At 58.3% G+C, this 23,349-nt stretch carries 21 protein-coding genes and 1 other RNA gene; 13 read left to right on the top strand and 9 right to left on the bottom strand.

The features are described from left to right. Positions 1-9 precede the first annotated feature (9 nt). Positions 10-225 carry a hypothetical protein gene (locus tag KSS96_RS24530; protein WP_152034984.1) on the bottom strand — a complete coding sequence of 72 codons (216 nt, stop codon included), beginning with the start codon at positions 223-225 and terminating at the stop codon, positions 10-12. A gap of 1,224 nt (positions 226-1,449) precedes the next feature. Between KSS96_RS24530 and KSS96_RS24525 the strand changes: the two genes are divergently transcribed. The 4 genes from KSS96_RS24525 to KSS96_RS24510 are packed head-to-tail and all read left to right on the top strand — an operon-like array spanning position 1,450 to position 4,426. Continuing rightward, entirely contained in the window at positions 1,450-2,856 is a 1,407-nt protein-coding gene (locus tag KSS96_RS24525) for a YfjI family protein (protein WP_217855391.1), read from the top strand. Continuing rightward, a complete protein-coding gene (locus tag KSS96_RS24520) occupies positions 2,843-3,196 on the top strand; it encodes a hypothetical protein (RefSeq protein ID WP_217855389.1) in 354 nt (117 codons plus the stop codon). Before KSS96_RS24525 ends, KSS96_RS24520 begins: the two co-directional genes overlap by 14 nt. Further along, a complete protein-coding gene (locus KSS96_RS24515) occupies positions 3,180-4,160 on the top strand; it encodes an integrase domain-containing protein (RefSeq protein ID WP_217855387.1) in 981 nt (326 codons plus the stop codon). The genes KSS96_RS24520 and KSS96_RS24515 overlap by 17 nt, the downstream gene beginning before the upstream one ends. Further along, on the top strand, positions 4,157-4,426 hold the full coding sequence (locus KSS96_RS24510) for a hypothetical protein (RefSeq protein ID WP_217855385.1): 270 nt from the start codon (positions 4,157-4,159) through the stop codon (positions 4,424-4,426). Before KSS96_RS24515 ends, KSS96_RS24510 begins: the two co-directional genes overlap by 4 nt. A 146-nt stretch (positions 4,427-4,572) precedes the next feature. Here the strand turns inward: KSS96_RS24510 and KSS96_RS24505 are convergent, their stop codons facing one another. From KSS96_RS24505 to KSS96_RS24485, 5 genes are all read right to left on the bottom strand, one after another. Next, positions 4,573-5,829, bottom strand: coding sequence for an integrase domain-containing protein (locus KSS96_RS24505; RefSeq protein WP_217855383.1), 1,257 nt, complete (start codon positions 5,827-5,829; stop codon positions 4,573-4,575). Positions 5,830-6,016: 187 nt separating this feature from the next. After that, positions 6,017-6,413: a transfer-messenger RNA gene (gene ssrA / locus KSS96_RS24500) on the bottom strand. Positions 6,414-6,505: 92 nt separating this feature from the next. Then, positions 6,506-6,784, bottom strand: a complete 279-nt coding sequence (locus KSS96_RS24495; protein WP_017528811.1) for a PA2433 domain-containing protein — start codon at positions 6,782-6,784, stop codon at positions 6,506-6,508. 136 nt (positions 6,785-6,920) lie between these two features. Then, complete coding sequence (locus KSS96_RS24490; protein ID WP_017528810.1) at positions 6,921-9,734, bottom strand: FAD-binding and (Fe-S)-binding domain-containing protein; 2,814 nt, start codon at positions 9,732-9,734, stop codon at positions 6,921-6,923. 70 nt (positions 9,735-9,804) lie between these two features. Beyond that, positions 9,805-11,499 (bottom strand): lactate permease LctP family transporter, encoded by a 1,695-nt coding sequence (locus KSS96_RS24485; RefSeq protein WP_017528809.1) that lies wholly within the window; start codon positions 11,497-11,499, stop codon positions 9,805-9,807. Positions 11,500-11,748: 249 nt separating this feature from the next. On the opposite strand from KSS96_RS24485, the gene KSS96_RS24480 reads away from it, so the two are divergent. Further along, entirely contained in the window at positions 11,749-12,516 is a 768-nt protein-coding gene (locus KSS96_RS24480) for an FCD domain-containing protein (RefSeq protein ID WP_017528808.1), read from the top strand. 35 nt (positions 12,517-12,551) lie between these two features. Here KSS96_RS24480 and smpB read toward each other — a convergent pair whose 3' ends face one another. Next, on the bottom strand, positions 12,552-13,034 hold the full coding sequence (gene smpB / locus KSS96_RS24475; protein WP_003176160.1) for an SsrA-binding protein SmpB: 483 nt from the start codon (positions 13,032-13,034) through the stop codon (positions 12,552-12,554). A gap of 168 nt (positions 13,035-13,202) precedes the next feature. On the opposite strand from smpB, the gene KSS96_RS24470 reads away from it, so the two are divergent. After that, positions 13,203-13,637, top strand: a complete 435-nt coding sequence (locus tag KSS96_RS24470; protein WP_017528807.1) for a type II toxin-antitoxin system RatA family toxin — start codon at positions 13,203-13,205, stop codon at positions 13,635-13,637. After that, a complete protein-coding gene (locus KSS96_RS24465; protein ID WP_017528806.1) occupies positions 13,630-13,932 on the top strand; it encodes an RnfH family protein in 303 nt (100 codons plus the stop codon). Before KSS96_RS24470 ends, KSS96_RS24465 begins: the two co-directional genes overlap by 8 nt. A 63-nt stretch (positions 13,933-13,995) precedes the next feature. On the opposite strand, the gene KSS96_RS24460 is transcribed toward KSS96_RS24465, so the two are convergent. Then, positions 13,996-14,523 (bottom strand): outer membrane protein assembly factor BamE, encoded by a 528-nt coding sequence (locus KSS96_RS24460; RefSeq protein WP_065876783.1) that lies wholly within the window; start codon positions 14,521-14,523, stop codon positions 13,996-13,998. Positions 14,524-14,621: 98 nt separating this feature from the next. Here KSS96_RS24460 and fur point away from each other — a divergent pair, with 98 nt between their 5' ends. Continuing rightward, positions 14,622-15,026, top strand: coding sequence for a ferric iron uptake transcriptional regulator (fur, locus tag KSS96_RS24455; RefSeq protein WP_003194220.1), 405 nt, complete (start codon positions 14,622-14,624; stop codon positions 15,024-15,026). A 77-nt stretch (positions 15,027-15,103) separates the two neighbouring features. On the opposite strand, the gene recN is transcribed toward fur, so the two are convergent. Continuing rightward, a complete protein-coding gene (gene recN / locus KSS96_RS24450) occupies positions 15,104-16,777 on the bottom strand; it encodes a DNA repair protein RecN (RefSeq protein WP_017528804.1) in 1,674 nt (557 codons plus the stop codon). 255 nt (positions 16,778-17,032) lie between these two features. Here recN and grpE point away from each other — a divergent pair, with 255 nt between their 5' ends. The 5 genes from grpE to carA all read left to right on the top strand — a co-directional run bounded on the left by grpE (position 17,033) and on the right by carA (position 23,267). After that, a complete protein-coding gene (grpE, locus tag KSS96_RS24445; RefSeq protein WP_065876784.1) occupies positions 17,033-17,593 on the top strand; it encodes a nucleotide exchange factor GrpE in 561 nt (186 codons plus the stop codon). Positions 17,594-17,695: 102 nt separating this feature from the next. Then, positions 17,696-19,612 (top strand): molecular chaperone DnaK, encoded by a 1,917-nt coding sequence (dnaK, locus tag KSS96_RS24440; RefSeq protein ID WP_217855381.1) that lies wholly within the window; start codon positions 17,696-17,698, stop codon positions 19,610-19,612. Between the two features lie 317 nt (positions 19,613-19,929). Beyond that, complete coding sequence (gene dnaJ, locus KSS96_RS24435; protein ID WP_017528801.1) at positions 19,930-21,054, top strand: molecular chaperone DnaJ; 1,125 nt, start codon at positions 19,930-19,932, stop codon at positions 21,052-21,054. A 10-nt stretch (positions 21,055-21,064) separates the two neighbouring features. Beyond that, positions 21,065-21,871, top strand: a complete 807-nt coding sequence (dapB, locus tag KSS96_RS24430; protein ID WP_065876785.1) for a 4-hydroxy-tetrahydrodipicolinate reductase — start codon at positions 21,065-21,067, stop codon at positions 21,869-21,871. Between the two features lie 259 nt (positions 21,872-22,130). Next, a complete protein-coding gene (carA, locus tag KSS96_RS24425; protein WP_065876786.1) occupies positions 22,131-23,267 on the top strand; it encodes a glutamine-hydrolyzing carbamoyl-phosphate synthase small subunit in 1,137 nt (378 codons plus the stop codon). Positions 23,268-23,349: the final 82 nt, after the last annotated feature.

Here is a 23,349-nt window from a genome sequence, read left to right as displayed (position 1 = left end):
TGTCCCCATTCAATTCGCCACATGACGCTGGGGAAGAGCCCCTGCTGAACGTTTTTTGTCTTCCATCAGGCGAGCGTATCTGAAATGCGCTTGTTGTCGATAGCTCTCGAACGCGCCATCTGCCACATATAGTCCGACCATGGTGGCAAATTGACTTTTTCGCTGCTCGAAGACATATCTATGGCCTTTGAAGTCCAGCCGCGGCCCGACTTCTAGGTTTTGCATAAGGGCCACCTCATAGCAAACGGTCCCAACAGTCTCAGAACCGAAAACGTCATCGTCCAGGGGGCTATTAGGAAGCTTTTGAAGCAGGTTTTCTGCTGCGTTTGCAGCAGGCGCTGATCATGCGGCGTGAAGCCCCACTTCCAAATTAACCAGCTTTGATGCCTGAGTTTGTAATTGACGTTTGAAACTTTGCCTTTCCCGCCAAACCCTCCGATCCAGCGATCTTTGATCGCGCCGATCGGAGGGTTCACTTGCTTTTCTCGAAGCCACCTCGTTCCACCATTCCATTTCAAATTTGAATAGCGCCACGTCTCCTCTTATCTGAGTAATTGTTCTCGAGCGGAACGCAGTCTCAGCGTCAGAGCCGAGCTTGTCGTCGGGCTATGACTAGAGAGGTGGCGACACCGGCGACACCGGCGACATCCCATGCAGAACGGGGCCAGGAGGGTGGCGACAAAAGTGGCGACAGTCGCCACTTTCTGAGCGCATTAGCCGTGACGCTTGACCGCCTTTTCGAGTGGGTATAAAAATTGGCGCACGGATCGCTGTCGTTGACAGCACCTGCCCAGGTAGCCAGAACCTTTAAGGCTACGCCACTTGCGTGGTGGTTCTCCCACAGTGCGATTAGCGTCCGGCGGCTCGCACGATCACTTCCCAAGAGTGATGGATGCCTACTCGACTGATCTGCCCACTGCGGCAGACGATGGACCTACCTCGCTGCGCTGCAGCAACCTCACCTCTCGGCTCAATTCGCTGCGCCAATCCGCGCCCGTCTCTTTCTCCTGGAAAGAGACGGGCGCTCGTACCACTGCTGCAAGCCATGTCTTACATGGCATTGCCGCGACTCTCCTCGTGACAATCGGCCTGACAAAGCCGATTCGTCGCCATCCGCAACGACACAGGCACCGGTGCCGCAGCCAATGGAAAGGCTGCACCTGACTGACAGTCAGGCATGCCCCAGGGTGTCTAGATCTTTGCCTTCTCCCACCCATGATCTCTAGGTGCCGAACTCGTCAGTCGGCACAGCCTCCACCCGCCCGCATATTCGGATGCGTCTAAGGAGGCCAGATTCATGGGGTCATGCCCTTGCTCCCGGTCGTAAGGAGCCGTTCGTTCCACGTCAGTGAACACCTCACAGGCCGCAGGGGCCTTGATCCCTGATAACACTCAACAGCCGTGGCGGGACTACGTGAGGACAACCAGCAATGAACAAGGAGAGGGCCCATGCAGCAGTTAGATCCGAAGCTTGAACTACCACGACTACCTCGACCGCTGATTGAGTCGAATCCCGTGGCCCAGCCTTATCCGGTGCAGGCACTGGGTGGGATTCTTGGGCCAGCAGTCGAACGCATGGCTGAGGTCATCGGGGTGCCCCAGGCATTGGCTGCACAATCGGTGCTGGCTGCTTCGGCGCTGGCCACTCAAGGTCATGCGGGCTTACAGCTCGATGGGAGAAATTATCCGCTGTCGCTGTACCTGATCACCGTGGCCGCATCCGGCGATCGCAAAACGGCGGCAGATCGATTTGCATTGCTGCCCGCACGGCAATGGGAGCGTGAGCAGTGGCAGCGCTATCGCGAACAACTAGCCCGGTACCGTGTCGCGCAGCGACAGGCGCAGCGTATCAACCCTGGTGATCCCAACCCCACAAACGGCGTACCGCTTGAAGCGGAGCCCTCAGCACCTAGGCTGATCACCACGGATCCGACTATCGAGGCCCTGATCAAGGGACTCTGCCATGACTTGCCGAGCATGGGCCTGTTCTGTGACGAGGGGGGACAATTCCTCGGTAGCAGTACCATGAGTCGGGATAACCGTTTGAAAGCCGTTACGACCCTGTCGTCACTCTGGGACGGCAGTCCGATAGATCGCGCGCGGTCAATGGTGGGTGAAAGCTTGCGAGCTTACGATCGACGCTTAAGCCTGCACCTGATGCTGCAACCGTATCTAGCCATGCAGTTACTCAGTGACCCGTTGCTGCAGGGGCAAGGCATTCTCGGTCGCTGCCTCATGACCTGGCCCACCAGCCTGGCCGGACAACGCAGTTACCAGGCGGTCAACTTGTCCAAAGATCCCGCCCTAAAGCGATATCACCACCGTCTTTCGGCTCTGTTTCATCAGCCTTGGTCACTTTCCGCTGACGGGGCCTTGCGGCTATCACCGCTGACACTCAGTCCGTTGGCCCGTCGTCGCTGGATTGATTTGCATGATGCTATCGAAGCTCAGCTGGGTGAGTTTGGCGAGCTGGCCAGCGTGCGGCCCAGCGGTTCGAAGGCCGCCGACAACCTTTTGCGCGTCGCCGGCATTTTGGCCGTTGTGGAGGAGAGCAGTGTCGTGGAGGTCGACCATATCCAGCGGGCCTCGGCCTTAGTTGGCTACTACCTCACCGAGATCCAGCGCCTGACCGAGCAGGAGCCGGTGTGCAGGGTAAAAGAAGAGGCGGACCGGCTGTTGCGCTGGCTGCAGGTCAAGGAGTGGACGCGCTTCAGTATTCGAGATCTGAATCGCAACGGTCCCCGCTTTGCCCGCAAGAGCAGTCGTCATGCCGCAAAGCTGCTGGTCGAGTTGATTGATCATCAGTGGTTGATCTCCGACGGCCACACCTTCGAGGTGCGCCATGTTCAATCTTGATGAAGCGCTGCGCAACCATCTGGCTCAACGCCAAAAGGAGCCGAAAGTGCGATTTGTCGCCGGTACTGTCGCCACTTTGTCGCCACGCTCAAAGGCAGGCAAGGCAAGGGTTGTCGCCGGTGTCGCCGGTGTCGCCACCCTCCATAGAACTATCACCTCGACGACCTCCATTATCCAATGGTTGGAAGAGCAGGGCGCGCATCTCTACGTCACCGACAACACGCTGTGTTTTCGCCCGACTGATTGGTCCCAGTTCGCCATCGTGAGTGCGAACTGGCGAGCACTTTTGCATGATCTCGCGGCAGTCGATCAGGAACAGAAAAATGGCTCGGGTCGGTAAGCGAGCAGGGCGCAATTTCGGCTTCGGTCGCCAGCTCAGCTATGCCGGACCGCAAGCACTGAAAGACCTGTTTGGCGACGGCCATTTTGCTACCGTCAAAGCCCATAGTGATCGCTGGCAGGCCTTCGTGCGTTGGTGTTTATCCGAGGAAGGGCCGAGGCTCAATGATGCGCGACAGATCGACCGCGAAGTCCTAATGCGGTACACCGTCCACGTGCGGGAGCAGGTTGATCAGGGCAACGTCGGCATCGCTACCGCGCAGAACCGACTGTCCAGCGTGAACCGAACGATGGCTGCGCTGCGCGGTGATCAATACGTCAAAATCCCGAGTCCAAGTAAGGCGCTTGGCTTGCAGCGCTCAAGCGTGCGTAGTGAGGCGCCACAAGGCCAAGACCGTGTGCAGGTCAGGCTGATTGCGCAAGCGCTGTCAGAGCGACAGCAACTGAGGGTGAGTGCCATCGTGCTCCTCGCTCGGGAGACCGGCATGCGCCTGCGTGAAGCGATCTTGGCGGACTTGCCCCGGCTGCAACGTGAGGCTCGGCAACTGGGCAAGATCAATATCCAGGACGGCACCAAAGGCGGTCGATCAGGAGCATCGGCACCGCGTTGGATTGCGGTCACGGATCAAGTTCGTGGCGCCCTCGACAGGGCCAGCGAGGCCTCACCCAAGGGCAGTCGGAATTTGTTAACACCTGATGAAAGCTACAAAGATTTCTTACAGACAATCGTACGACCGGCGCGGGACATCATGCATGAGCATGGATTGAAAGGCTTTCATGAATTGCGGGCGGCTTACGCCTGTGAGCGCTATGAACAACTGACCGGCTTCTCCGCGCCCATCAATGGCGGTCGTGGTCAACGAGAGGATCGAGCACTCGATCAGCGTGCACGTCAGCAGATCAGCCACGAGTTGGGGCATAACCGCATCGACGTGGTGAGTGCCTACATCGGAGGTCGTCGATGAAGTCCGAGTTCGATATGGCGTTGTTTCTGAGCCCCGTGCTCAAAGGTGCGCATGCCACGCGGCAGCGGCATATCAGGCAGGCAGAAAGGATGCACGAGGCGATTCGTGAGCGCTGGAGTTGTGCGACCCCTTGGTCCTGGAAGGAAAAGCACACCAGATGGTTTTTAGAGCACTACCTGCGTTGCTCAGCACCAGCGACCATCTATTACTATGAGTTAACAGCAGGGCTGATCTGCCGCAGAAAGGCGCAACTCGTGGTTGTCTGATAGATCTTTAAGCGTGAGCCCCTAAGTATGGGAATGCGGAGCCTTCCCATACTTAGGGGCTTGGCCGAAGAAGCGCAGGAATGCGGCTGATTTAGCGACAGTCGCCACTTCAGTCGCCCTGCTGCACGGCACGAATTGTCGCCTGCTCAGCGTATCGGCACGACGTTACGGTCCCTGGTTTGATTGATGGCGGATGCCGACAGGCTGCCGGTGGCTGCCTTCTGGATATGTTCACTCCACCAGGCCATCATCGGACGCCGGCGTTCGATGTAATCCGCCCGGTTGTAGGCGCTTCGAACTTCGTCTTTATCGACATGCGCCAGCGCGACTTCGATTAGCTCCGGATCCCATCCATGCTCATTCAGAATTGTGCTGGCCATGGAGCGCATGCCGTGGCTGACTAAGCGGTCCTGAAAGCCCATTCGTTTCAATGCCATGTTGGCTGTCTGGCTATTCGCGTGGGTGCGCGGATTTCTATCTGACGGGAACACATATTCCCTGTGGCCGCTATGGAGCTTAAGCGTCTCCAATAACGAGAGTGCATGTTCGGTCAGCGGGATTGTGTGCGGACGACGCTTTTTCATTCGCTCCGGAGGGATGGTCCAGATGCGTTTTTCGAAGTCGATGTCTTCCCATCGGGTAGTCGCCGCTTCGGCAGGGCGGGTCATAGTGTGTAGCTGCCATTCGATCAGGCAGCGGGTCGTCCGCTTGATGCTGGCGTTCGCGATTTCCATCATGAGCTCCGGAAGCTCATCTGGTGGTAGCGCTGCCATGTTCTCTTTCTTAGGTTTCTTGAACACCGCTCGAATGCCACTGAGAGGGTTGGCAAAGATCATTCCGGAATTGACCCCGTAGGTCATGATCTCGTTAAGGCGCTGGCTCACTCGCTTAACTGTCTCGAGGCTGCCTTTGGCCTCAATCGGACGAAGGAGCTTGATGACCATTGGGGCGCTGACTTCGGAGAGAGGCGTTGATTTCATGCTCGGAAAAACATGCAGTGTGAGGGAGCGCCAAATGTCTTCGGCATACGCCGGCGTGACGGAATCCTTCTTCAGCTCGAACCAGGCGGTGGCCACATTCTCGAAGGTGTGTTCCGTTTCCGCTCGTTTGGCTTCCTGTAGCTCATTGCGCTGAGCTTTTGGATCGATGCCCTGTGCAAGCAGCTCTCTGGCCTCAACGGTTTTCTTCCTCGCTTGCGCAAGAGAAACCTCGGGATAAGAGCCGAGTGCCATGTTGATTCGGTTCTTGGTTACTGGATGCCGGTAGTTGAAATTCCACTGCATCGAGCGATTGACCCTGACTCGCAGTTGGAGCCCGTCGCCATCCGTGAGGACGTAATCCTTGTCTTTCGGTTTGACCGCCTTGAGCTGGCGGTCGGAGAGGCGGGTGGTTTGAGCGCACATGAGAAGTACTCCATGACACCTTTTGGTATTCCCAAGATTAGCGCCGGGGAGCCGGGAATACCATTGGGAATACCAAACTGCCTGGAACTCAAAAAGCCTGGAAAGCCTCCCGTGGCCCTGAAACCCCCGTATTTACTGGATTTCAGGCACAAAAAAAGACGTCCGTGGACGTCTTTAGATGATCAAGTGGTGGAGCCGGGGGGATTTGAACCCCCGTCCGCCAGTACTCCGCTGTCGGTACTACATGCTTAGCCGTGTCTATTAAGTTAACCCTCAGCGACCCGACTGGCAGGGTGCTTTGGGCGAGTTGTGTAAGTTTTAGCCGCTTCGTCCACAACGTACTGCACGGCGATTCTGTTCTATATGACAATCACTTTGGGTTTACAGACATCCCCTGGTGATTGCTGGACCCGAAGGTACCAGAAGCTCAGGTCTAAGGCTGCTTACGCAGCGATAGCGAATTCCTGGCCGTAGTTTTCGTCATTGGCAACTATAAGTAGTTGCAACAGTGGATTTACGAGTTCTGTTACCAACTCGGCATGCACCTAAAGTTTCGCGACCGGCGTCGAATCCTAAACGGCCCCGTGCTTGTAACTCGTTGTTTCCAGTGAGTGACAAGCCTGTGCAGTGTACGCCAAATGCTCACGGAAGGCCAACCCGTAGGTTGGCCCATCGTTTACTGACCGCCTTTCTCGTTGTTCTGCAAATCTTGCAGGGCTTTGGACGTGATCTCGATGCACTTCTTGTCGTCACCGGCGGCGTGGGCGGCTTTGGCCTGGGAGACGGCGGTGTCGATTTCGCCGCTTTTGCCCGTGGTGTCGGTCGCGAGCAGCGCCTTGCCGTTGTTGATTTTATCCAGGTTGATCTTGCACAGATCGGGCTCGCCCGCCGCGAAAACAGGGGAGGCCAGCATTGCCGCGGTAATGAACAAGCCAGCAAGAGCGGAACGCTTCATAGGGTATCTCCTTGCGCAAAAGGGCTCGACGCTGCTGGCGTTCAAGTGCTGCCAGCGACATCACTGATGGGCCTCGTTCGCCGAGGCCTATGCAGATGACTGCGCCGGAGCGCAGGGGTTCTGTTTTTTTGCAGGATTAGTGGAGGGCGCGGGCCTGGGTAACGCGGTCCACGAGGTATACCAACCCGTGGTAGTCGATGCCGCCATGTTGGCTCAGGCCGATTTCGCAGGTGCGGCTGGTGGAGATACCTTCGCTGCAATGTTGCACCGCGTCTTTGAGGGAGCGCAGCGAGTGGGCGTTGAGTTCCGGCGTGGTGAAGCCTTTGTCACCGGCAAAGCCACAGCAGTGGATGCCTTCCGGGATCACTACGGTTTTAGCGCAGCGCCGGGCCAGGTCGATCAATGCCTGGCTCTCGCCAAGGTGCTGGGTGCTGCAGGTGACGTGCACGGCGATTGGCGCATCCTGAGGTGTGAAATCAAGGCGGTCGATCAGGTGCGTGCGGATAAAACGCACGGGGTCGTAGAGGTCCAGCCGCGTTTCGCCGAGGTCTTGCACCAGGCGCAGGGTGCAGGGGCTGGTGTCGCAATAGATGGGGTCAAGGCCACCACGGCTGGCGTGGAGCAGGGCGCCGATCAGTTCCTGGCGTTTGTGTTCGGCCTGTTCGGTGTAGCCTTTGGAGGCGAACGGCTGGCCGCAGCACAGGCTGTCCTGGTTGTCGGGAAGTACCACCTGGTAACCGGCTTTTTCCAGCAGGCCACGGGTTTTGTCGTACAGCGACATTTGCTCTTTATCATCGGCAGCCGGGCCCATCGCACGTGACACGCAAGCCGCGAGGTAGACAACGCGAGGGCGTTCGTCCATCACCGGCGGGCTGAAGCGAATGGCTTTTTCCGGCTGAGGCATGGCGTTGGTCCACTGCGGGATTTGCCCGTTGGACAGTTTGGTCACCTTAGCCGATAGCTTCGCCAGGCGAGGTGCGCCCAGCAGCATGCGTGCGCCATTAGCCACGTGCAGGGTAAAGCGTGCTCCCTGCAATGCGGTGGCGAAATGGGTGGCAAGCCATTCGGCCGTTTTCGTACGGTCGGCGTTACGGCTGCGCAACTTTTTCACCAGATCGCCTGTGTTTATTCCCACAGGACAGCGTTGGGCACACAGCCCGGTAGCCGCGCAGGTGTCGATGCCTTGATAGTGGTAGGCCTCTTCCAGTTTTGCGGTATCGATGCCGGCGCGTTTCTTCGCCTGGATATCACGCCAGATCACGATGCGCTGGCGCGGGCTCAAGGTCAGCCCCTTGGATGGGCAGACCGGCTCGCAGAACCCGCACTCGATGCACTTGTCCACCAGTTCATCGGCGGCAGGCAGCGGTTTGAGGTGCTTGAGGTGAATCTGCGGGTCTTCGCTGAGCACCACATCCGGGTTGAGGATGCCGCTGGGGTCGAGCAGGCGCTTGAGCTGCCACATCAACTGGTAAGCCTCGCTGCCCCATTCCAACTCCACGAAAGGCGCCATATTGCGGCCGGTGCCGTGCTCGGCTTTCAATGAGCCGCCGAACTCCACGGCTACCAACTGTGCGACGTCGTCCATGAACGCTTGATAGCGTGCGACTTCTTGCGCGCTGTTGAAGCCTTGGGTGAACACGAAGTGCAGATTGCCTTCCAGGGCGTGTCCGAAAAGGATGGCTTCGTCGTAGTGATGTTTGTCGAACAGCTCGATCAAACGGTTCACGCCGATGGCCAGTTGTTCGACCGGGAAGGTCACGTCTTCGATAATTACCGTGGTGCCGGTTTTGCGCACCGCGCCGACGGCGGGGAAGGTGTCTTTGCGGATTGCCCACAGCCGCGCGTTTTCTGTGGGGTCTTCGGTGAAATCGACCTGTTTCTCAACCGGAAAAACGGCCAGGGACGCCATGATCAGCGCCAGTTGTTCGTGCAGCAGGGAGGGCGACGCAGCGCGGGATTCGATGAGCAGGGCGCAGGCATTTTCCGAAAGGTGCTGTACGAAAGCCGGCATGCCCGGTTTGTCCTGCACCGAGCGCATGCTGCGTCGATCCAATAATTCTACGGCTGAGACTGGTTGGGTTTTCAGAACGGTCACTGCGTTGCAGCAGGTTTCAACGTCCGGAAACACGATTAATGCCGACGCCTTGTTCGGGTGATCGACCACAGTGTCGTAGGTGATGGCGCTGATAAACCCCAAGGTCCCTTCGGAACCTATCAGCAGATGGCTGAGAATATCCAGCGGCTCGTCAAAATCGACCAGGGCGTTGAGTGACAGGCCGGTGGTATTTTTCAGGCGATATTTGTGGCGGATTTTCGCAGCCAGTTCGGCATTTGCCCGCGTCTCGCGCCCCAATGTCGCCAGGCGCTCAAGCAGAGCGCCGTGCTGTTCGCGAAAGGCACTGACGCTGGCCGCGTCTTCGGTGTCCAGGCGACTGCCGTCGGCCAGCACCAGGCGGATGCCGGCGAGGGTGTGATAGGTGTTTTGAGCGGTACCACAACACATGCCGCTGGCATTGTTGGCGGCGATTCCGCCGATCTTGCAGGCATTGATCGACGCCGGGTCCGGCCCGATCTTGCGCCCGAACGGTGCCAGCCACGCATTGGCCTGGGCGCCGATCACGCCGGGCTGCAAGCGGATCTGCGTGCCTTGCCCGCGAATTTCGCGGCCGTTCCAGTTATCCCCCAGCACGATCAGCACCGAGTCGCTTATCGCTTGCCCGGACAGGCTGGTGCCGGCTGCGCGAAAAGTCACCGGCACGCGGTCGCGCTGGGCCAGTTGCAGCAGAGCGACCACTTCGTCTTCCGACTCCACGCGGATAACCAGTTGTGGGATCAGTCGGTAAAAGCTGGCGTCTGTGCCGAATGCGAGGGTGGAAAGCGGGTCGTCAAAGCACCGCTGTTTCGGAATCAGCTGTGCGACGTCAGCAAGGAAAGCGGCAGGCAGGCTCATGGGTCCTCCAAAAGTAGCTGACGCCGGTATAAGGGGCCGGCGTCGGTTCTTACCCTATTACGTGCAGGTCTCAGTGCACCAGCATGCCGGTAAACCAGTAGGCCTGGGCCAGCGTGATCAGCCCGACGATCGTGGCGAAAAACAGGCTGTGCTTGAGGGTGAAGCGGAACAGGTCGGATTCTTTGCCGACCAGCCCGGTGGCGGCGCAGGCCACGGCGATTGATTGTGGTGAGATCATTTTGCCGGTCACGCCGCCGCTGGTGTTCGCGGCCACCAGCAGCGTGTCGTTGACGCCGATCTGGTGCGCGGTGGTGGCTTGCAGCGAGCTGAACAAGGCGTTGGAGGATGTGTCGGAGCCTGTCAGGAAAACCCCCAGCCAGCCAAGGAACGGCGAGAAGAACGGGAAGGCTGCGCCGGTGCCGGCCAATACCAAGGCCATGGTCGAGGACATGCCGGAGTAGTTGGTGACAAAGGCGAATGCCAACACCATGCCGATAGACAAGATTGGCCAGCGCAGTTCGTAAAAGGTCTCTTTAAAAGTGGTAAGACCAGTTTTTATGTCGATCTTCAGGACCAGCATTGAGATCAGGGCAGAGAAGAAGATCGCGGTGCCGGTCGCTGAAATCGGGTCTAGCTTGAAGACGGCCGCAACGGCGGTCGGGGCGGTGACGATCGGCGCGACTTTGACCACCAATTGGTCCAGATGTGGGATCGCGAAGTTGAACACCCAGCTGTACATCGACCCGCCGGCGGCGAACATCGCCTTGAACGGTTTGAGGGTCCAGATGGTGACGAGTACGGTGAGGATCAGGAACGGCGACCAGGCTTTGAAGATCTGGCCCAAGCTGTAAGGCGAGGCGACGGTGCTGCGGGGTAAGCCGAAGCCGCCGGCGCTGGCGGTGATCGCTACGCCGGAGGTGGCGCCGGCAATCTGCGCGCCTGCGGTGCGCTTGGGTTGCCAGACTTTCAGGAATAGGGTGAGGGAAATCAGGCTGGCCAGGGCCGAGGTGATGTCCGGCAGTTCGGGGCCGATGAAGTTGGAGGTGAAGTATTGGGTGATAGCAAAGCTCAAGCCTGCCACCAGTGCTGCCGGCCAGGTTTCGCGCACGCCGCGCAGGCCGTCCATCATGAACACTAGCCAGAACGGCACGAACAGTGACAGCAGGGGCAGTTGCCGGCCTGTCATGGCGCCAATCTTGAACGCATCGATGCCGGTCACTTGGCCGGCAACGATGATCGGGATGCCCAGGGCGCCGAAGGCAACGGGCGCGGTGTTGGCAATCAGGCACAGCCCGGCTGCGTACAGCGGGTTGAAACCCAGGCCTACCAGCAATGCGGCGGTGATCGCCACGGGAGCGCCGAAGCCGGCGGCACCTTCGAGGAAGGCCCCGAAGCAGAAGCCGATCAGCAGGACTTGCAGGCGCTGGTCGTCAGTGATCGACAGGACTGAGCTGCGAATGATCTCGAACTGGCCGCTCTTGACGGTGAGTTTGTAGAGGAACACGGCCGCGACGATGATCCACGCGATAGGCCAGAGGCCATAGGCGAAGCCATAACCGGCGGCTGCGAACGCCATGTCCACCGGCATCTGGAAGGCAAAGATTGCGACCAGGATCGACAGCGCGAGCGTGATGCTGCCAGCTACATGGCCTTTGAGGCGGAACACGGCCAGGGCCAGGAAGAAGAATACGATCGGAATGACGGCGGCCAATGCGGACAGGCCGAGGCTGCCGAGTGGGCTGTAGAGCTGTTGCCAGGTTTGCATATGGGGTGGCCCCTGATTGTTGTTGTTTGGTCAGCTTGGATAATTGGTAATACCAATTTACAATCGCTGCCGGCTAGGTTAAAAGCCTTCGGAGGATGTGTCAATTTGCCGCCTGCGAAACTTTGGTCGTAGGTCGCTGCTGGAGGCCTCTGATCGGGTAAAACGAAGGTGTTCTGATAGGTGCTGGAAGTTTGGCGATAGGCCAGAATAGAGGGCCCGGCGAGTGGTCGGGATGGTGGAGAGCGAGTTATGGGGTTTGATCAGGTGCGTCAGCGCCGTTTGTCTGACGATATTGTCGAGCAACTTGAGGGCATGATTCTCGAGGGCACGTTGAAGTCGGGCGAGCGCTTGCCGGCCGAGCGCGCCTTGGCTGAGCGGTTTGGCGTATCGCGCCCATCGTTGCGGGAGGCTATCCAGAAGCTGGCTGCCAAAGGGCTGTTGGTGAGTCGTCAGGGCGGCGGCAATTATGTCGCAGAGTCCCTGGGGTCGACCTTCAGCGATCCGCTGCTGCACTTGCTGGAAAACAACCCTGAAGCGCAGCGCGACCTGCTGGAGTTTCGTCAGACGCTTGAAGCGTCCTGTGCCTATTACGCCGCGTTGCGTGCGACCGAAGTCGATCGCGAGCGGCTGACCGCTGCGTTTGATGCCCTTCAGGATTGCTACACCCGTGTCGACGAAGTGAGCCGGGCCGAGGAGGGGGTGGCGGATGCGAGGTTCCACTTGGCAATTGCCGAGGCCAGCCATAATGCGGTGTTGCTGCACACCATTCGCGGTTTGTTCGACCTGCTCAAGCGTAACGTGGTGACCAACATTGGTGGCATGTACCAGCAGCGTACGGAAACCCGCGACATGCTGATCAGTCAGCACCGGGATTTGTACCTGGCGATTATCGAAGGGCGGGCCGAGCAGGCGCGAGAAGTCTCAACGCGTCATTTGGAGTATGTGCAGGAGGTGTTGGAGGAAGTGCGTCAGGAGGTTCAGCGGGTAGCGCGTGCGGAGCGGCGTAAAGGAATGTAGCCCAGGGGTTACCCAGGGCTACATCGTGGCAACGGCTATTCTTCCTTGCCTTTGTTGCGTACCGCGCGGTGCAGCTCGCGGTTGGAATCGCGCTCGCGCTCGGTATCACGCTTGTCGTATTCCTTCTTGCCCTTGCCCAGGGCGATCTCGCACTTGACCAGATGCTTGCTCCAATACCAGGACAGGCAGATGCAGGCATAGCCCTTCTGCTGTACGGCGGCAGCGAGTTTTTCCAGTTCGCGGGCATTGAGCAATAGCTTGCGCGTGCGCACCGGGTCGGCAATCACGTGGGTGCTCGCGGTGGTCAGCGGGGTGATATGACTGCCGAGCAGCCATGCCTCGCCATCTTTGAGCAGTACGTAGCTGTCGACCAGTTGCAGCTTGCTGGCGCGCAGACTTTTTACTTCCCAGCCGGCCAGGACCAGACCAGCCTCGAAACGATGTTCGATGAAGTAATCGTGTCGCGCCTTTTTATTTTGCGCGATGGTCCCTGTGGGGTGTTTCTTTTGTTTAGCCATAGGGGCGGCATTATAGGGAGTTGCGAGCGTATCGGCTACGGTCAACCTGCGTGCTTGAGCGTGTTGGACGAATCCCGGACAATGCGGGCAGTTCTTTGGTTTTTTTCTCTCGCGAATCGGCCTGTTCTTTCGCGATGTTTGCTGCTCAGCTGTGGAAATAACGCACACATGACGACGCATATTCAACGCTCGGCCCTGCTGCCTTACCCGGCGCAGGCGCTATATGACCTGGTCAACGACGTGGCGCGTTACCCGGAATTCTTGCCGTGGTGCTCCACCGCCGAAGTGTTGGAAGGCAGTGAGGAGCACATGGTCGCCAGTGTCGGGGTGGCCAAGGGTGGCCTTAGCCAGCATTTTGTGACGCGCAATGTGCTGGTGCCGGGCAAGTCCATTGAAATGAATCTGCAGGAAGGGCCATTTACCCAACTGCACGGCGTGTGGGTGTTCAAGGCGCTGACCGACAAGGCTTGCAAGATCAGTCTGGACCTCTCGTTCGATTACGCGGGGCCGATTGTGCGCGCGACGTTGGGGCCTTTGTTCAATCAGGCGGCCAACACCTTGGTCGATGCATTCTGCCAGCGAGCCAAGCAACTGCATGGTTGAGATTGAGGTGGTGTACGCCGCTGTTGAACGTCAGGTTCTGTTGGCGGTTGCGGTGGCGCCGGGAACCAGTCTGCGAGCCGCGGTGCTGGCGTCGGGGATGGCGGCGCAATTTCCTGGAGTGGACCTGGCGGGCTGCCCTTTGGGGGTCTTCGGCAAGGTAGTCGCAGACGCTGATGCGCGCGCTGTGCAAGCGGGGGATCGTATTGAAATCTACCGCCCCTTGCTGGTAGACCCTAAGGAAGTCCGCAGGCTACGTGCGGCCAAGGCGGCGCTGGCCAAGCAGCAGTCTTTATAAAGTCGCCAAACCACAGGCAACAAAAAGCCCGGCATGCCGGGCTTTTTGTTGAGCGCCACGAAGTTACTGCGGGCTGGTGTCCAGAGGCTGAGGCGTCGGGACTGGAACGGTTTCGACCCCGTCGACGTCCTTCTGGATCTTGTCGAGCAAGGACCCAGGCTTGGCCGGTACTTCGGACTTCGGCTTCTCGCTTTCCTGCGTTGGCGCAGTCACGTTAGTGCCGTTATCTTTGCCGAGCAGGGCTTCATCGCGGCTCACGCCAGGCATGAAGTCGCCGGACAGGCTGACGAGCTGGTCATTGCCATTGAAAATGACGCTGACGCGCTCCTGTTGGCGTTCACCGCCACCAGGCTGGAGGCTATAGAGATAATCCCAGCGATCGGCATGGAAAGTGTCGGTCAGCAGGGGATTGCCCATGATAAACCTTACTTGCCGTCGGGTCATTCCCGGGCGTAACTGGTCTATCATGTCCTGCGTGACGACATTGCCCTGCTGGATGTCGATTTTGTAAACCCCGGGGAATGAACAACCGGCGAGTGCGAGCAGTCCCACAAAGGTGAAACTGGTTAGCAAGAGCTTGGTGTTTTGCATCGGTGGGCGACTTCCACTATCTTGGCTGGGACAACGTAAACGCCGATCATACCCGTATTAAGAGAAGCTGCGAAGCAGCATCCGCGAGAAAGCTAACCATGGTTGAAAATAGCGAACTACGCAAAGCCGGTCTTAAAGTGACTCTGCCACGAGTCAAGATTCTACAAATGCTCGATTCTGCTGAGCAGCGTCACATGAGTGCCGAGGATGTTTACAAGGCGCTGATGGAGTCTAACGAGGATGTCGGCCTGGCCACGGTTTACCGTGTACTGACCCAGTTTGAAGCCGCAGGGCTGGTGGTTCGTCATAATTTCGACGGCGGTCATGCGGTGTTCGAATTGGCTGACGGTGGTCATCACGATCACATGGTTGACCTGGATACCAACGAGGTTATCGAGTTCACCAGCCCCGAAATCGAAGCGCTGCAGCATAAGATTGCTGAAGAGCATGGCTTCGATCTGGTCGACCACAATCTGGTGTTGTACATCCGTAAGAAAAAGTAAAAACGACGCAGAATTGCTCTGCGAAACGATCGAAGGCGACCTTAGGGTCGCCTTCGTGCTTTCTATAGGAGAGGTATTCAGGCCTTGGCGGCTACAACCATTTTTTTGGCGTGAGCCAAAGACTCTTTGGTCAAGTCTATCCCGCCGAGCATTCGCGCCACTTCTTCCACTCGCTCCGACTTGTTCAGCTTGGATACCGCAGTATGTGTCGCATCGCTGCCTCTTACCTTGTGCACAAACAAGTGCTGGTGCCCTTGGGCTGCCACTTGTGGCAGGTGCGTGACCGTAAGCACCTGGCCCCGGTCCCCCAGGCGGCGCAACAGCTGGCCAACAATTTCCGCAGTCGGCCCGCCGATACCGACGTCAACTTCGTCGAATACCAATGTCGGTACCCGTGAGGTTTGCGCGGTAATCACCTGGATCGCCAGGCTGATTCGCGACAGCTCGCCACCAGACGCCACTTTTGCCAGTGCCTTGAGCGGTTGGCCTGGGTTGGCGCTGACCAGTAGTTCTACCTGTTCCAGTCCGTGGGGCTGCAGCTCATGGCCGGCGTTGGCGCGCAGCTCAATGGTGAAGCGCCCACCCGGCATGCCCAGGCGCTGAATTTCCTGCTCTACGGCGCTGGCCAGGCTTGTGGCGGCCTGTTGGCGCAGGTCGCTCAGTTCCCGGGCTTTCTCTTGATAGTGGCGGGCAAAAGAGGTGAGCTCTTCGCCCAGTCGCTCAATGGATTCGTCATTGGCATTCAACGTCTCGATTTCATCGAGCAGTTTTTGCTGCATCGTTGCCACTTCAGTGGGCTGGATTCGATGTTTGCGCGCCAGGGTATAGATGGTGTCCAGGCGCTCTTCTATTTCTTGCAGGCGCGCCGGGTCGGCATCGAAGTGGTCCAGAAAACGATTCAGTTCGCCCACAGCCTCCTCGACTTGTATTTGCGCACTGGTCAGCAGCGTGGTCGCCTCGCTTAGCGAGCCTGAGGCGCTATTTACGCTGGATAGCCGATTGAGGCTGGCGGTAAGTGCGTTGAGCACATTGCCAGAATCGCTTTCGCTGCATTGCTCCACCACCTGGCGGCAGATACCCAGCAGGGTTTCGGCATTGGTCAGGTTTTTGTGTTCCTGCTCCAGTTGCTCCAGCTCCGTCTCGCCAAGACCCAGGCTTTCCAATTCTTCAAGCTGGTAGCTGAGAAGTTGATGCCGAGCACGTTGTTCATCGCCCGAGTTGGAGAGGCGTTCCAGCTCTTGGCGCGTTTGGCGCCAGCGTTGGGCAGCCAACTGGACTTGGCGCGCAAGGTCAGTGGCGCCTGCGTATTCATCGAGCAGCCGGCGATGGGTATCGGTTTTGAGCAGTGACTGGTGTTCGTGCTGGCTGTGGATGTCGATCAACAACTCGCCCAGGGCTTTCAAATCGCCAAGAGGGCAGGGGGTGCCGTTGATATAGCCGCGGGAGCGCCCTTCGGCGGTGATGACCCGGCGCAGAATGCAGGGGCCTTCATTATTGAGGTCGCGCTCGGTCAGCCAGGTTTCGGCTTCGGGAATGTCTGATAGATCGAAGGTGGCGAGGATGTCGGCCTTTTCTGCACCGGGGCGCACTACGCCACTGTCGGCGCGGTCGCCCAGGGTCAGGCCCAGGGCGTCGAGCATGATCGACTTGCCGGCGCCGGTTTCGCCTGTGATTACGCTCATCCCGCGATCCAGTTCGAGATCCAGATGTTCAACGATGGCGTAGTTATGTACAGACAGGTGCACGAGCATGAAGGCCGCTCCCAGGTGTTAGGTCTGGTTATTTATACAGTGTTTTGTCTGGGGCTGACAATCCTCGCGCTTAGCTCGATTCGTTTGATGTGAACGTTTTTTTAGCGCGACGGGGAATGTAAGGAGCAGGAATTGATCCTGGGCACCGGAAAGACTTTTGCTGACGTTCGCGCTCTTGAACCTGGAAATTGTGACCCCATATACCGGAACAGAAGCGCGAGTTGAGCTCGTGCATGATTTTGAAAGGAGAAAACTATGGCTGACGAACAGACGCAGGATACGCAAGCTCCAGACGCCAATTCGGCCGTCGGTGATGAACTGGCAACTCGCGTGCAAGTGCTCGAAGAGCAGTTGGTCGCTGCGCAGGATCAGTCTTTGCGTGTTGCCGCCGATCTGCAGAACGTCCGCCGCCGTGCCGAGCAGGATGTAGAAAAAGCGCACAAGTTCGCGCTGGAGAAATTTGCCAGTGATTTGCTGCCGATCATCGACAGCCTGGAGCGTGGTCTTGAGCTGTCCAACCCGGACGACGAAAACATCCGTCCGATGCGCGAAGGGATCGAGCTGACGCTGAAAATGTTCCAGGACACCCTGAAGCGTTATCAGTTGGAAGCCATCGATCCGCAAGGCGGCGAGCCATTCAATGCTGAGCATCACCAGGCAATGGCCATGCAGGAAAGCCATGACCTTGAGCCAAACAGCGTGTTGAAAGTGTTCCAGAAGGGTTATCTGCTCAACGGCCGCTTGCTGCGCCCGGCGATGGTAGTGGTGAGCAAGGCTCCTGCACCCGTTTCGCCTTCTATTGATGAGCAGGCTTGAAATCTGCCGCAAGGCCCCCATTTATAAGTCAAGCGTTTAAGTGCTACCGCAGTTAGCCACCACTGCTGCGGCAACCAAATTCAAGTTTCGGGAGAGTAAATCATGGGCAAAATCATCGGTATCGACCTGGGGACCACCAACTCCTGCGTCTCCGTCATGGAAAACGGCAAAGCCAAAGTTATCGAAAACGCCGAAGGTGCGCGTACTACGCCGTCGATCATTGCTTACGCCAACGATGGCGAGATCCTCGTTGGTCAGTCGGCCAAGCGTCAGGCTGTCACCAACCCGCACAACACCCTGTACGCGGTAAAGCGTCTGATCGGTCGTAAGTTCGACGAAGAAGTCGTACAAAAAGACATCAAGATGGTGCCGTACAAAATCGCCAAGGCTGACAATGGTGACGCCTGGGTTGAAGTAAACGGCAACAAAATGTCTGCACCGCAGATCTCGGCTGAAGTCTTGAAAAAGATGAAGAAGACAGCCGAAGACTATCTGGGCGAAGCCGTCACCGAGGCGGTGATCACCGTTCCGGCCTATTTTAACGACAGTCAGCGCCAGGCGACCAAAGACGCCGGCCGCATCGCGGGCCTGGACGTAAAACGTATCATCAACGAACCTACCGCGGCTGCTCTGGCCTACGGCATGGACAAGGCCAAGGGCGATCACACCGTGATCGTTTATGACCTGGGTGGCGGTACCTTCGACGTTTCCGTGATCGAGATCGCTGAAGTGGACGGCGAGCACCAGTTCGAAGTGTTGGCCACCAACGGTGACACCTTCCTGGGTGGCGAGGACTTTGACATTCGTCTGATCGACTACCTCGTTGACGAATTCAAGAAAGAAAGCGGCATGAACCTCAAGGGCGACCCGCTGGCGATGCAGCGCCTGAAAGAAGCTGCCGAGAAAGCCAAGATCGAACTGTCTTCCGCTCAGTCGACCGACGTGAACCTGCCGTACATCACTGCAGACGCCACGGGTCCTAAGCACTTGAACGTGAAAATTTCCCGCGCCAAGCTGGAAGCGCTCGTTGAAGACTTGGTGCAGCGCACCATCGAGCCTTGCCGTATCGCACTGAAAGACGCCGGTATCGACGTTGGCTCCATCAATGACGTCATCCTCGTTGGTGGCCAGACTCGTATGCCGCTGGTGCAGCAGAAAGTCACCGAGTTCTTCGGTAAAGAAGCGCGTAAGGATGTGAACCCGGACGAAGCAGTCGCCATGGGTGCTGCCATCCAGGGCGCGGTATTGGCCGGTGACGTGAAAGACGTGCTGCTGCTGGACGTCAGCCCGCTGACCCTGGGTATCGAAACCATGGGCGGCGTGATGACTGCGCTGATCGAGAAAAACACCACGATTCCTACCAAGAAATCCCAGGTGTTCTCGACGGCTGATGACAACCAGGGCGCTGTGACCATCCACGTGCTGCAAGGTGAGCGTAAGCAGGCTGCGCAGAACAAGTCCCTGGGCAAGTTCGACTTGGCCGAGATTCCACCGGCTCCACGTGGCGTGCCGCAAATCGAAGTGACCTTCGACATCGATGCCAACGGCATCCTGCACGTCGGCGCGAAAGACAAGGCGACCGGCAAAGAGCAGAAGATCACCATCAAGGCCAACTCCGGTCTGTCTGATGAAGAAATTCAACAGATGATTCGTGATGCTGAAGCCAACGCCGAAGCGGATGCCAAGTTCGCAGAGCTGGCCGGTGCGCGTAACCAGGGTGATGCGCTTGTTCACTCGACGCGCAAAATGGTTGCGGATGCTGGCGACAAAGTGACCGCTGAAGAGAAGACCGCGATTGAAGCTGCCGTGGTTGCCCTGGAAGCTGCCATCAAGGGCGACGACAAGGCCGCGATCGAGGCCAAGGTCGAGGAGCTGTCGAAAGTCTCCGCGCCGGTTGCCCAAAAGATGTACGCCGAGCAAGGCCAGCCGGCTGAAGGTGCTGCGCAGCAAGCAGAGTCTGAAGCCAAGCATGATGACGTTGTCGATGCTGAGTTTGAAGAAGTCAAAGACCACAAGTAAGTTGGTCGCCCGGTTGACCGCTGTCCAGCGGTGACTGGTAGGATGTCGCCGCGCGGGAGCTTGCTCCCGCGTTGGTGTGTCTGGGGTATGCGAATTTTTACAGCATGCGACAACGTTCGGATGCTGGCGGTGTGATCGGGAATGCTCCTGCTTTCCGAGCAATAAATACCGCTTTTTTGGCCGGGTCCCTGGCTAAAAGCAGTAATGTCCAGGATCGTTGAATTGACGTGAGTTGGGTCCGGGCCTGTATTGGGGCTCAACGAGTTTGGCGAGGCTCAGGAGGGTCTGGCTGAACGTCCTTAAGAGTGCAAAGACTTATGGCAAAGCGTGACTATTACGAAGTATTGGGTGTGGAGCGTGGCTCCAGCGAGGCGGACCTGAAAAAGGCTTACCGTCGCCTGGCGATGAAGCATCACCCAGACCGTAATCCGGATAGCAAAGAATCCGAAGAAATGTTCAAGGAGGCCAACGAGGCCTACGAATGCCTGTCTGATCCCAACAAACGTGCGGCCTACGACCAGTATGGCCATGCTGGTGTCGATCCAAGCATGGGCGGCGGCGGTGCCGGTTTTGGTGGTCAGAATTTCTCCGATATTTTTGGCGATGTATTCAGCGACTTCTTCGGTGGTGGTCGGGGTGGCCAGCGTGGTGGCGCCCAGCGTGGCAGCGACTTGCGCTACACCCTTGAGCTGAACCTGGAAGAAGCCGTGCGCGGTACCAGCGTCAATATCCGTGTGCCGACGCTGGTGAACTGCAAGCCGTGCGACGGTTCGGGTGCCAAAAAAGGCTCCGCGCCGATTACGTGTCCGACCTGTGGCGGTATTGGCCAGGTGCGGATGCAGCAGGGCTTCTTCTCGGTGCAGCAGACCTGCCCGCGCTGCCATGGCCAGGGCAAGATCATTTCCGATCCGTGCGACTCCTGCCACGGCGAAGGTCGTGTCGAAGAGTACAAGACGTTGTCGGTGAAAGTGCCGGCCGGCGTGGATACCGGGGATCGTATTCGTCTGTCGGGTGAAGGCGAGGCGGGTGCTCAGGGTGGCCCAACGGGCGACCTGTACGTGGTGATCAATGTGCGCGAGCATTCGATCTTCCAGCGCGACGGCAAGCACCTGTTCTGTGAAGTGCCAATCAGCTTTGTCGATGCGGCCTTGGGTGGCGAGCTGGAGATCCCGACTCTTGATGGTCGCGTGAAGCTCAAGATCCCTGAGGGGACGCAGACCGGCAAGCAGTTCCGTATTCGCGGCAAGGGCGTTGCCCCGGTGCGTGGCGGCGGTGCTGGCGACCTGATGTGTCGGGTGGCGGTGGAGACACCGGTCAATCTGAATCGCCGTCAACGCGAGCTGCTTGAGGAGTTTCGCAGTTCGCTGGAAGGCGACGACACCCATTCGCCGAAAACCACTGGCTTCTTCGAAGGCGTGAAGCGCTTCTTCGGCGACCTGTAAGGAAGTGAGTATGCGACGTATAGCCGTAATGGGTGCCGCCGGGCGCATGGGCAAAACATTGGTCGAGGCGGTGCAGCAGCGCTCGCCGGCCTCGGGGCTGACAGCGGCCATTGTTCGCCCTGGCAGCACGTTGATCGGTGCGGACGCCGGTGAGTTGGCCTCGTTGGGTCGTATCGGGGTGTCGATGTCCGGCAGTCTTGAGCAGGTGGTTGAGGAGTTCGACGTACTGATCGATTTCACCTTGCCCGACGTCATGCTCAAAAATCTTGCATTCTGCCGCAAGGCAGGCAAGGCCATGGTCATTGGTACCACCGGCTTGACGGCTGAGCAAAAGCAATTGCTGGTGGAGGCGGGCAAGGATATCCCTGTCGTCTTCGCCGCCAACTTCAGTATCGGCGTGAACCTGTCGCTCAAGTTGCTGGATATGGCGGCTCGTGTGCTTGGGGATGAAGCGGATATCGAGATCATCGAAACTCATCACCGTCACAAGATCGATGCCCCGTCCGGGACTGCGCTGCGTATGGGAGAAGCGATTGCCGATGCGCTGGGTCGCGACCTGTCGAAGGTGGCGGTGTACGGTCGTGAAGGTCATACCGGCGCACGTGCGCGTGACACCATTGGTTTTGCAACCGTTCGCGGTGGTGATGTGGTGGGTGACCATACCGTGCTGTTCGCCACAGAAGGCGAGCGGCTGGAAATCACTCATAAGGCCTCCAGTCGCATGACATTTGCCAAGGGCGCGGTGCGTGCGGCGCTCTGGTTGGAAGGTCGCGAACCTGGCCTGTACGACATGCGCGATGTGCTGGATTTGCACTAATCAGTAGCTAAAACAGGGCCTCGGGATTATCCTGAGGCCCCGTTTTTACCCGCTAAGCGACGCCCTGTCGCATTCTCCTGCCTTTTAGGCTCTTTAGCGGTGGACCAAAAAACCCTTTTTCTGTAAGCTACAGCTTTAGTGTGTCCACTAAAAGCGCGCAGAATAATTCAGTGAAGAAGCGGGGTGACGTGTCCATACGTCACTCCGCTTTTTTACAACCTGCGATCGCCCTTTCAGGCTTTATTTACGGGAGGTCTTCTTGACTAAGCCAGCCATACTCGCCCTTGCTGATGGCAGCATTTTTCGCGGCGAAGCCATTGGAGCCGACGGTCAGACCGTTGGAGAGGTGGTGTTTAACACCGCCATGACCGGCTATCAGGAAATCCTTACCGATCCTTCCTACGCCCAACAGATTGTTACCCTGACCTATCCGCACATCGGCAACACCGGTACTACGCCGGAAGACGTCGAGTCTGATCGTGTCTGGTCGGCCGGCCTGGTGATCCGTGACTTGCCGCTGGTTGCAAGCAACTGGCGTAACACGATGTCGCTGTCGGACTACCTGAAAGCCAACAACGTTGTGGCGATTGCCGGTATCGATACGCGCCGCCTCACGCGCATCCTGCGTGAAAAAGGCTCGCAGAACGGCTGCATCATGGTCGGCGACGATATTTCCGAAGAGGCGGCGATTGCCGCGGCGCAAGGCTTCCCTGGCCTGAAAGGCATGGACCTGGCGAAAGTCGTCAGCACTAAGGAACAGTACGAGTGGCGCTCCACCGTCTGGGATCTGAAGACTGACAGCCACGCGACCATCGAGTCCGCGGACCTGCCTTACCACGTTGTCGCTTATGACTACGGTGTGAAGTACAACATCCTGCGCATGCTGGTCGAGCGTGGCTGTCGCGTTACCGTGGTGCCGGCGCAAACGCCTGCCAGCGACGTACTGGCCCTGCAGCCGGACGGTGTGTTCCTGTCCAACGGGCCGGGTGACCCGGAACCTTGCGACTATGCCATCCAGGCAATCAAGGAAGTGCTGGAGACCGAGATTCCGGTATTCGGTATCTGCCTCGGCCACCAGTTGCTGGCCCTGGCCTCCGGCGCCAAAACCCTGAAAATGGGTCACGGCCATCATGGTGCCAACCATCCCGTGCAAGACCTGGACACCGGCGTTGTAATGATCACCAGCCAGAACCACGGTTTTGCGGTGGATGAGGCGACTTTGCCGGGCAACGTCCGCGCCATTCACAAGTCGCTGTTCGACGGCTCCCTGCAAGGCATCGAGCGCACCGACAAGAGCGCGTTCAGCTTCCAGGGCCACCCTGAAGCCAGCCCGGGCCCGAACGACGTCGCGCCGCTGTTCGACCGTTTCATCAATGAGATGGCCAAGCGACGCTGAGTGAGCGGCCTGCGGGCGGCCCCGAACCTCGGTGGCCCCCGCTGGCTCTTCAAAGATTGTTCAAGACGGCTTGCCGACTGAC

The organism is Pseudomonas asgharzadehiana, from assembly GCF_019139815.1.
Lineage (GTDB): Bacteria > Pseudomonadota > Gammaproteobacteria > Pseudomonadales > Pseudomonadaceae > Aquipseudomonas > Aquipseudomonas asgharzadehiana.
Note: the sequence above shows the minus strand (reverse complement) of the source record. Positions and strands in the feature narration are given on the sequence as shown.

What these genes read in the sequence shown, in the direction of transcription:
- KSS96_RS24460 (WP_065876783.1), bottom strand. Translation starts at nt 14,523, where the DNA reads ATGCAAAACACCAAGCTCTTGCTAACCAGTTTCACCTTTGTGGGACTG.
- KSS96_RS24485 (WP_017528809.1), bottom strand. Translation starts at nt 11,499, where the DNA reads ATGCAAACCTGGCAACAGCTCTACAGCCCACTCGGCAGCCTCGGCCTG.
- KSS96_RS24530 (WP_152034984.1), bottom strand. Translation starts at nt 225, where the DNA reads ATGCAAAACCTAGAAGTCGGGCCGCGGCTGGACTTCAAAGGCCATAGA.
- dnaK (WP_217855381.1), top strand. Translation starts at nt 17,696, where the DNA reads ATGGGCAAAATCATCGGTATCGACCTGGGGACCACCAACTCCTGCGTC.
- dapB (WP_065876785.1), top strand. Translation starts at nt 21,065, where the DNA reads ATGCGACGTATAGCCGTAATGGGTGCCGCCGGGCGCATGGGCAAAACA.
- KSS96_RS24505 (WP_217855383.1), bottom strand. Translation starts at nt 5,829, where the DNA reads ATGTGCGCTCAAACCACCCGCCTCTCCGACCGCCAGCTCAAGGCGGTC.
- KSS96_RS24510 (WP_217855385.1), top strand. Translation starts at nt 4,157, where the DNA reads ATGAAGTCCGAGTTCGATATGGCGTTGTTTCTGAGCCCCGTGCTCAAA.
- KSS96_RS24465 (WP_017528806.1), top strand. Translation starts at nt 13,630, where the DNA reads ATGGTTGAGATTGAGGTGGTGTACGCCGCTGTTGAACGTCAGGTTCTG.
- KSS96_RS24480 (WP_017528808.1), top strand. Translation starts at nt 11,749, where the DNA reads ATGGGGTTTGATCAGGTGCGTCAGCGCCGTTTGTCTGACGATATTGTC.
- recN (WP_017528804.1), bottom strand. Translation starts at nt 16,777, where the DNA reads ATGCTCGTGCACCTGTCTGTACATAACTACGCCATCGTTGAACATCTG.
- smpB (WP_003176160.1), bottom strand. Translation starts at nt 13,034, where the DNA reads ATGGCTAAACAAAAGAAACACCCCACAGGGACCATCGCGCAAAATAAA.
- KSS96_RS24495 (WP_017528811.1), bottom strand. Translation starts at nt 6,784, where the DNA reads ATGAAGCGTTCCGCTCTTGCTGGCTTGTTCATTACCGCGGCAATGCTG.
- KSS96_RS24520 (WP_217855389.1), top strand. Translation starts at nt 2,843, where the DNA reads ATGTTCAATCTTGATGAAGCGCTGCGCAACCATCTGGCTCAACGCCAA.
- KSS96_RS24515 (WP_217855387.1), top strand. Translation starts at nt 3,180, where the DNA reads ATGGCTCGGGTCGGTAAGCGAGCAGGGCGCAATTTCGGCTTCGGTCGC.
- KSS96_RS24490 (WP_017528810.1), bottom strand. Translation starts at nt 9,734, where the DNA reads ATGAGCCTGCCTGCCGCTTTCCTTGCTGACGTCGCACAGCTGATTCCG.
- grpE (WP_065876784.1), top strand. Translation starts at nt 17,033, where the DNA reads ATGGCTGACGAACAGACGCAGGATACGCAAGCTCCAGACGCCAATTCG.
- dnaJ (WP_017528801.1), top strand. Translation starts at nt 19,930, where the DNA reads ATGGCAAAGCGTGACTATTACGAAGTATTGGGTGTGGAGCGTGGCTCC.
- fur (WP_003194220.1), top strand. Translation starts at nt 14,622, where the DNA reads ATGGTTGAAAATAGCGAACTACGCAAAGCCGGTCTTAAAGTGACTCTG.
- KSS96_RS24470 (WP_017528807.1), top strand. Translation starts at nt 13,203, where the DNA reads ATGACGACGCATATTCAACGCTCGGCCCTGCTGCCTTACCCGGCGCAG.
- KSS96_RS24525 (WP_217855391.1), top strand. Translation starts at nt 1,450, where the DNA reads ATGCAGCAGTTAGATCCGAAGCTTGAACTACCACGACTACCTCGACCG.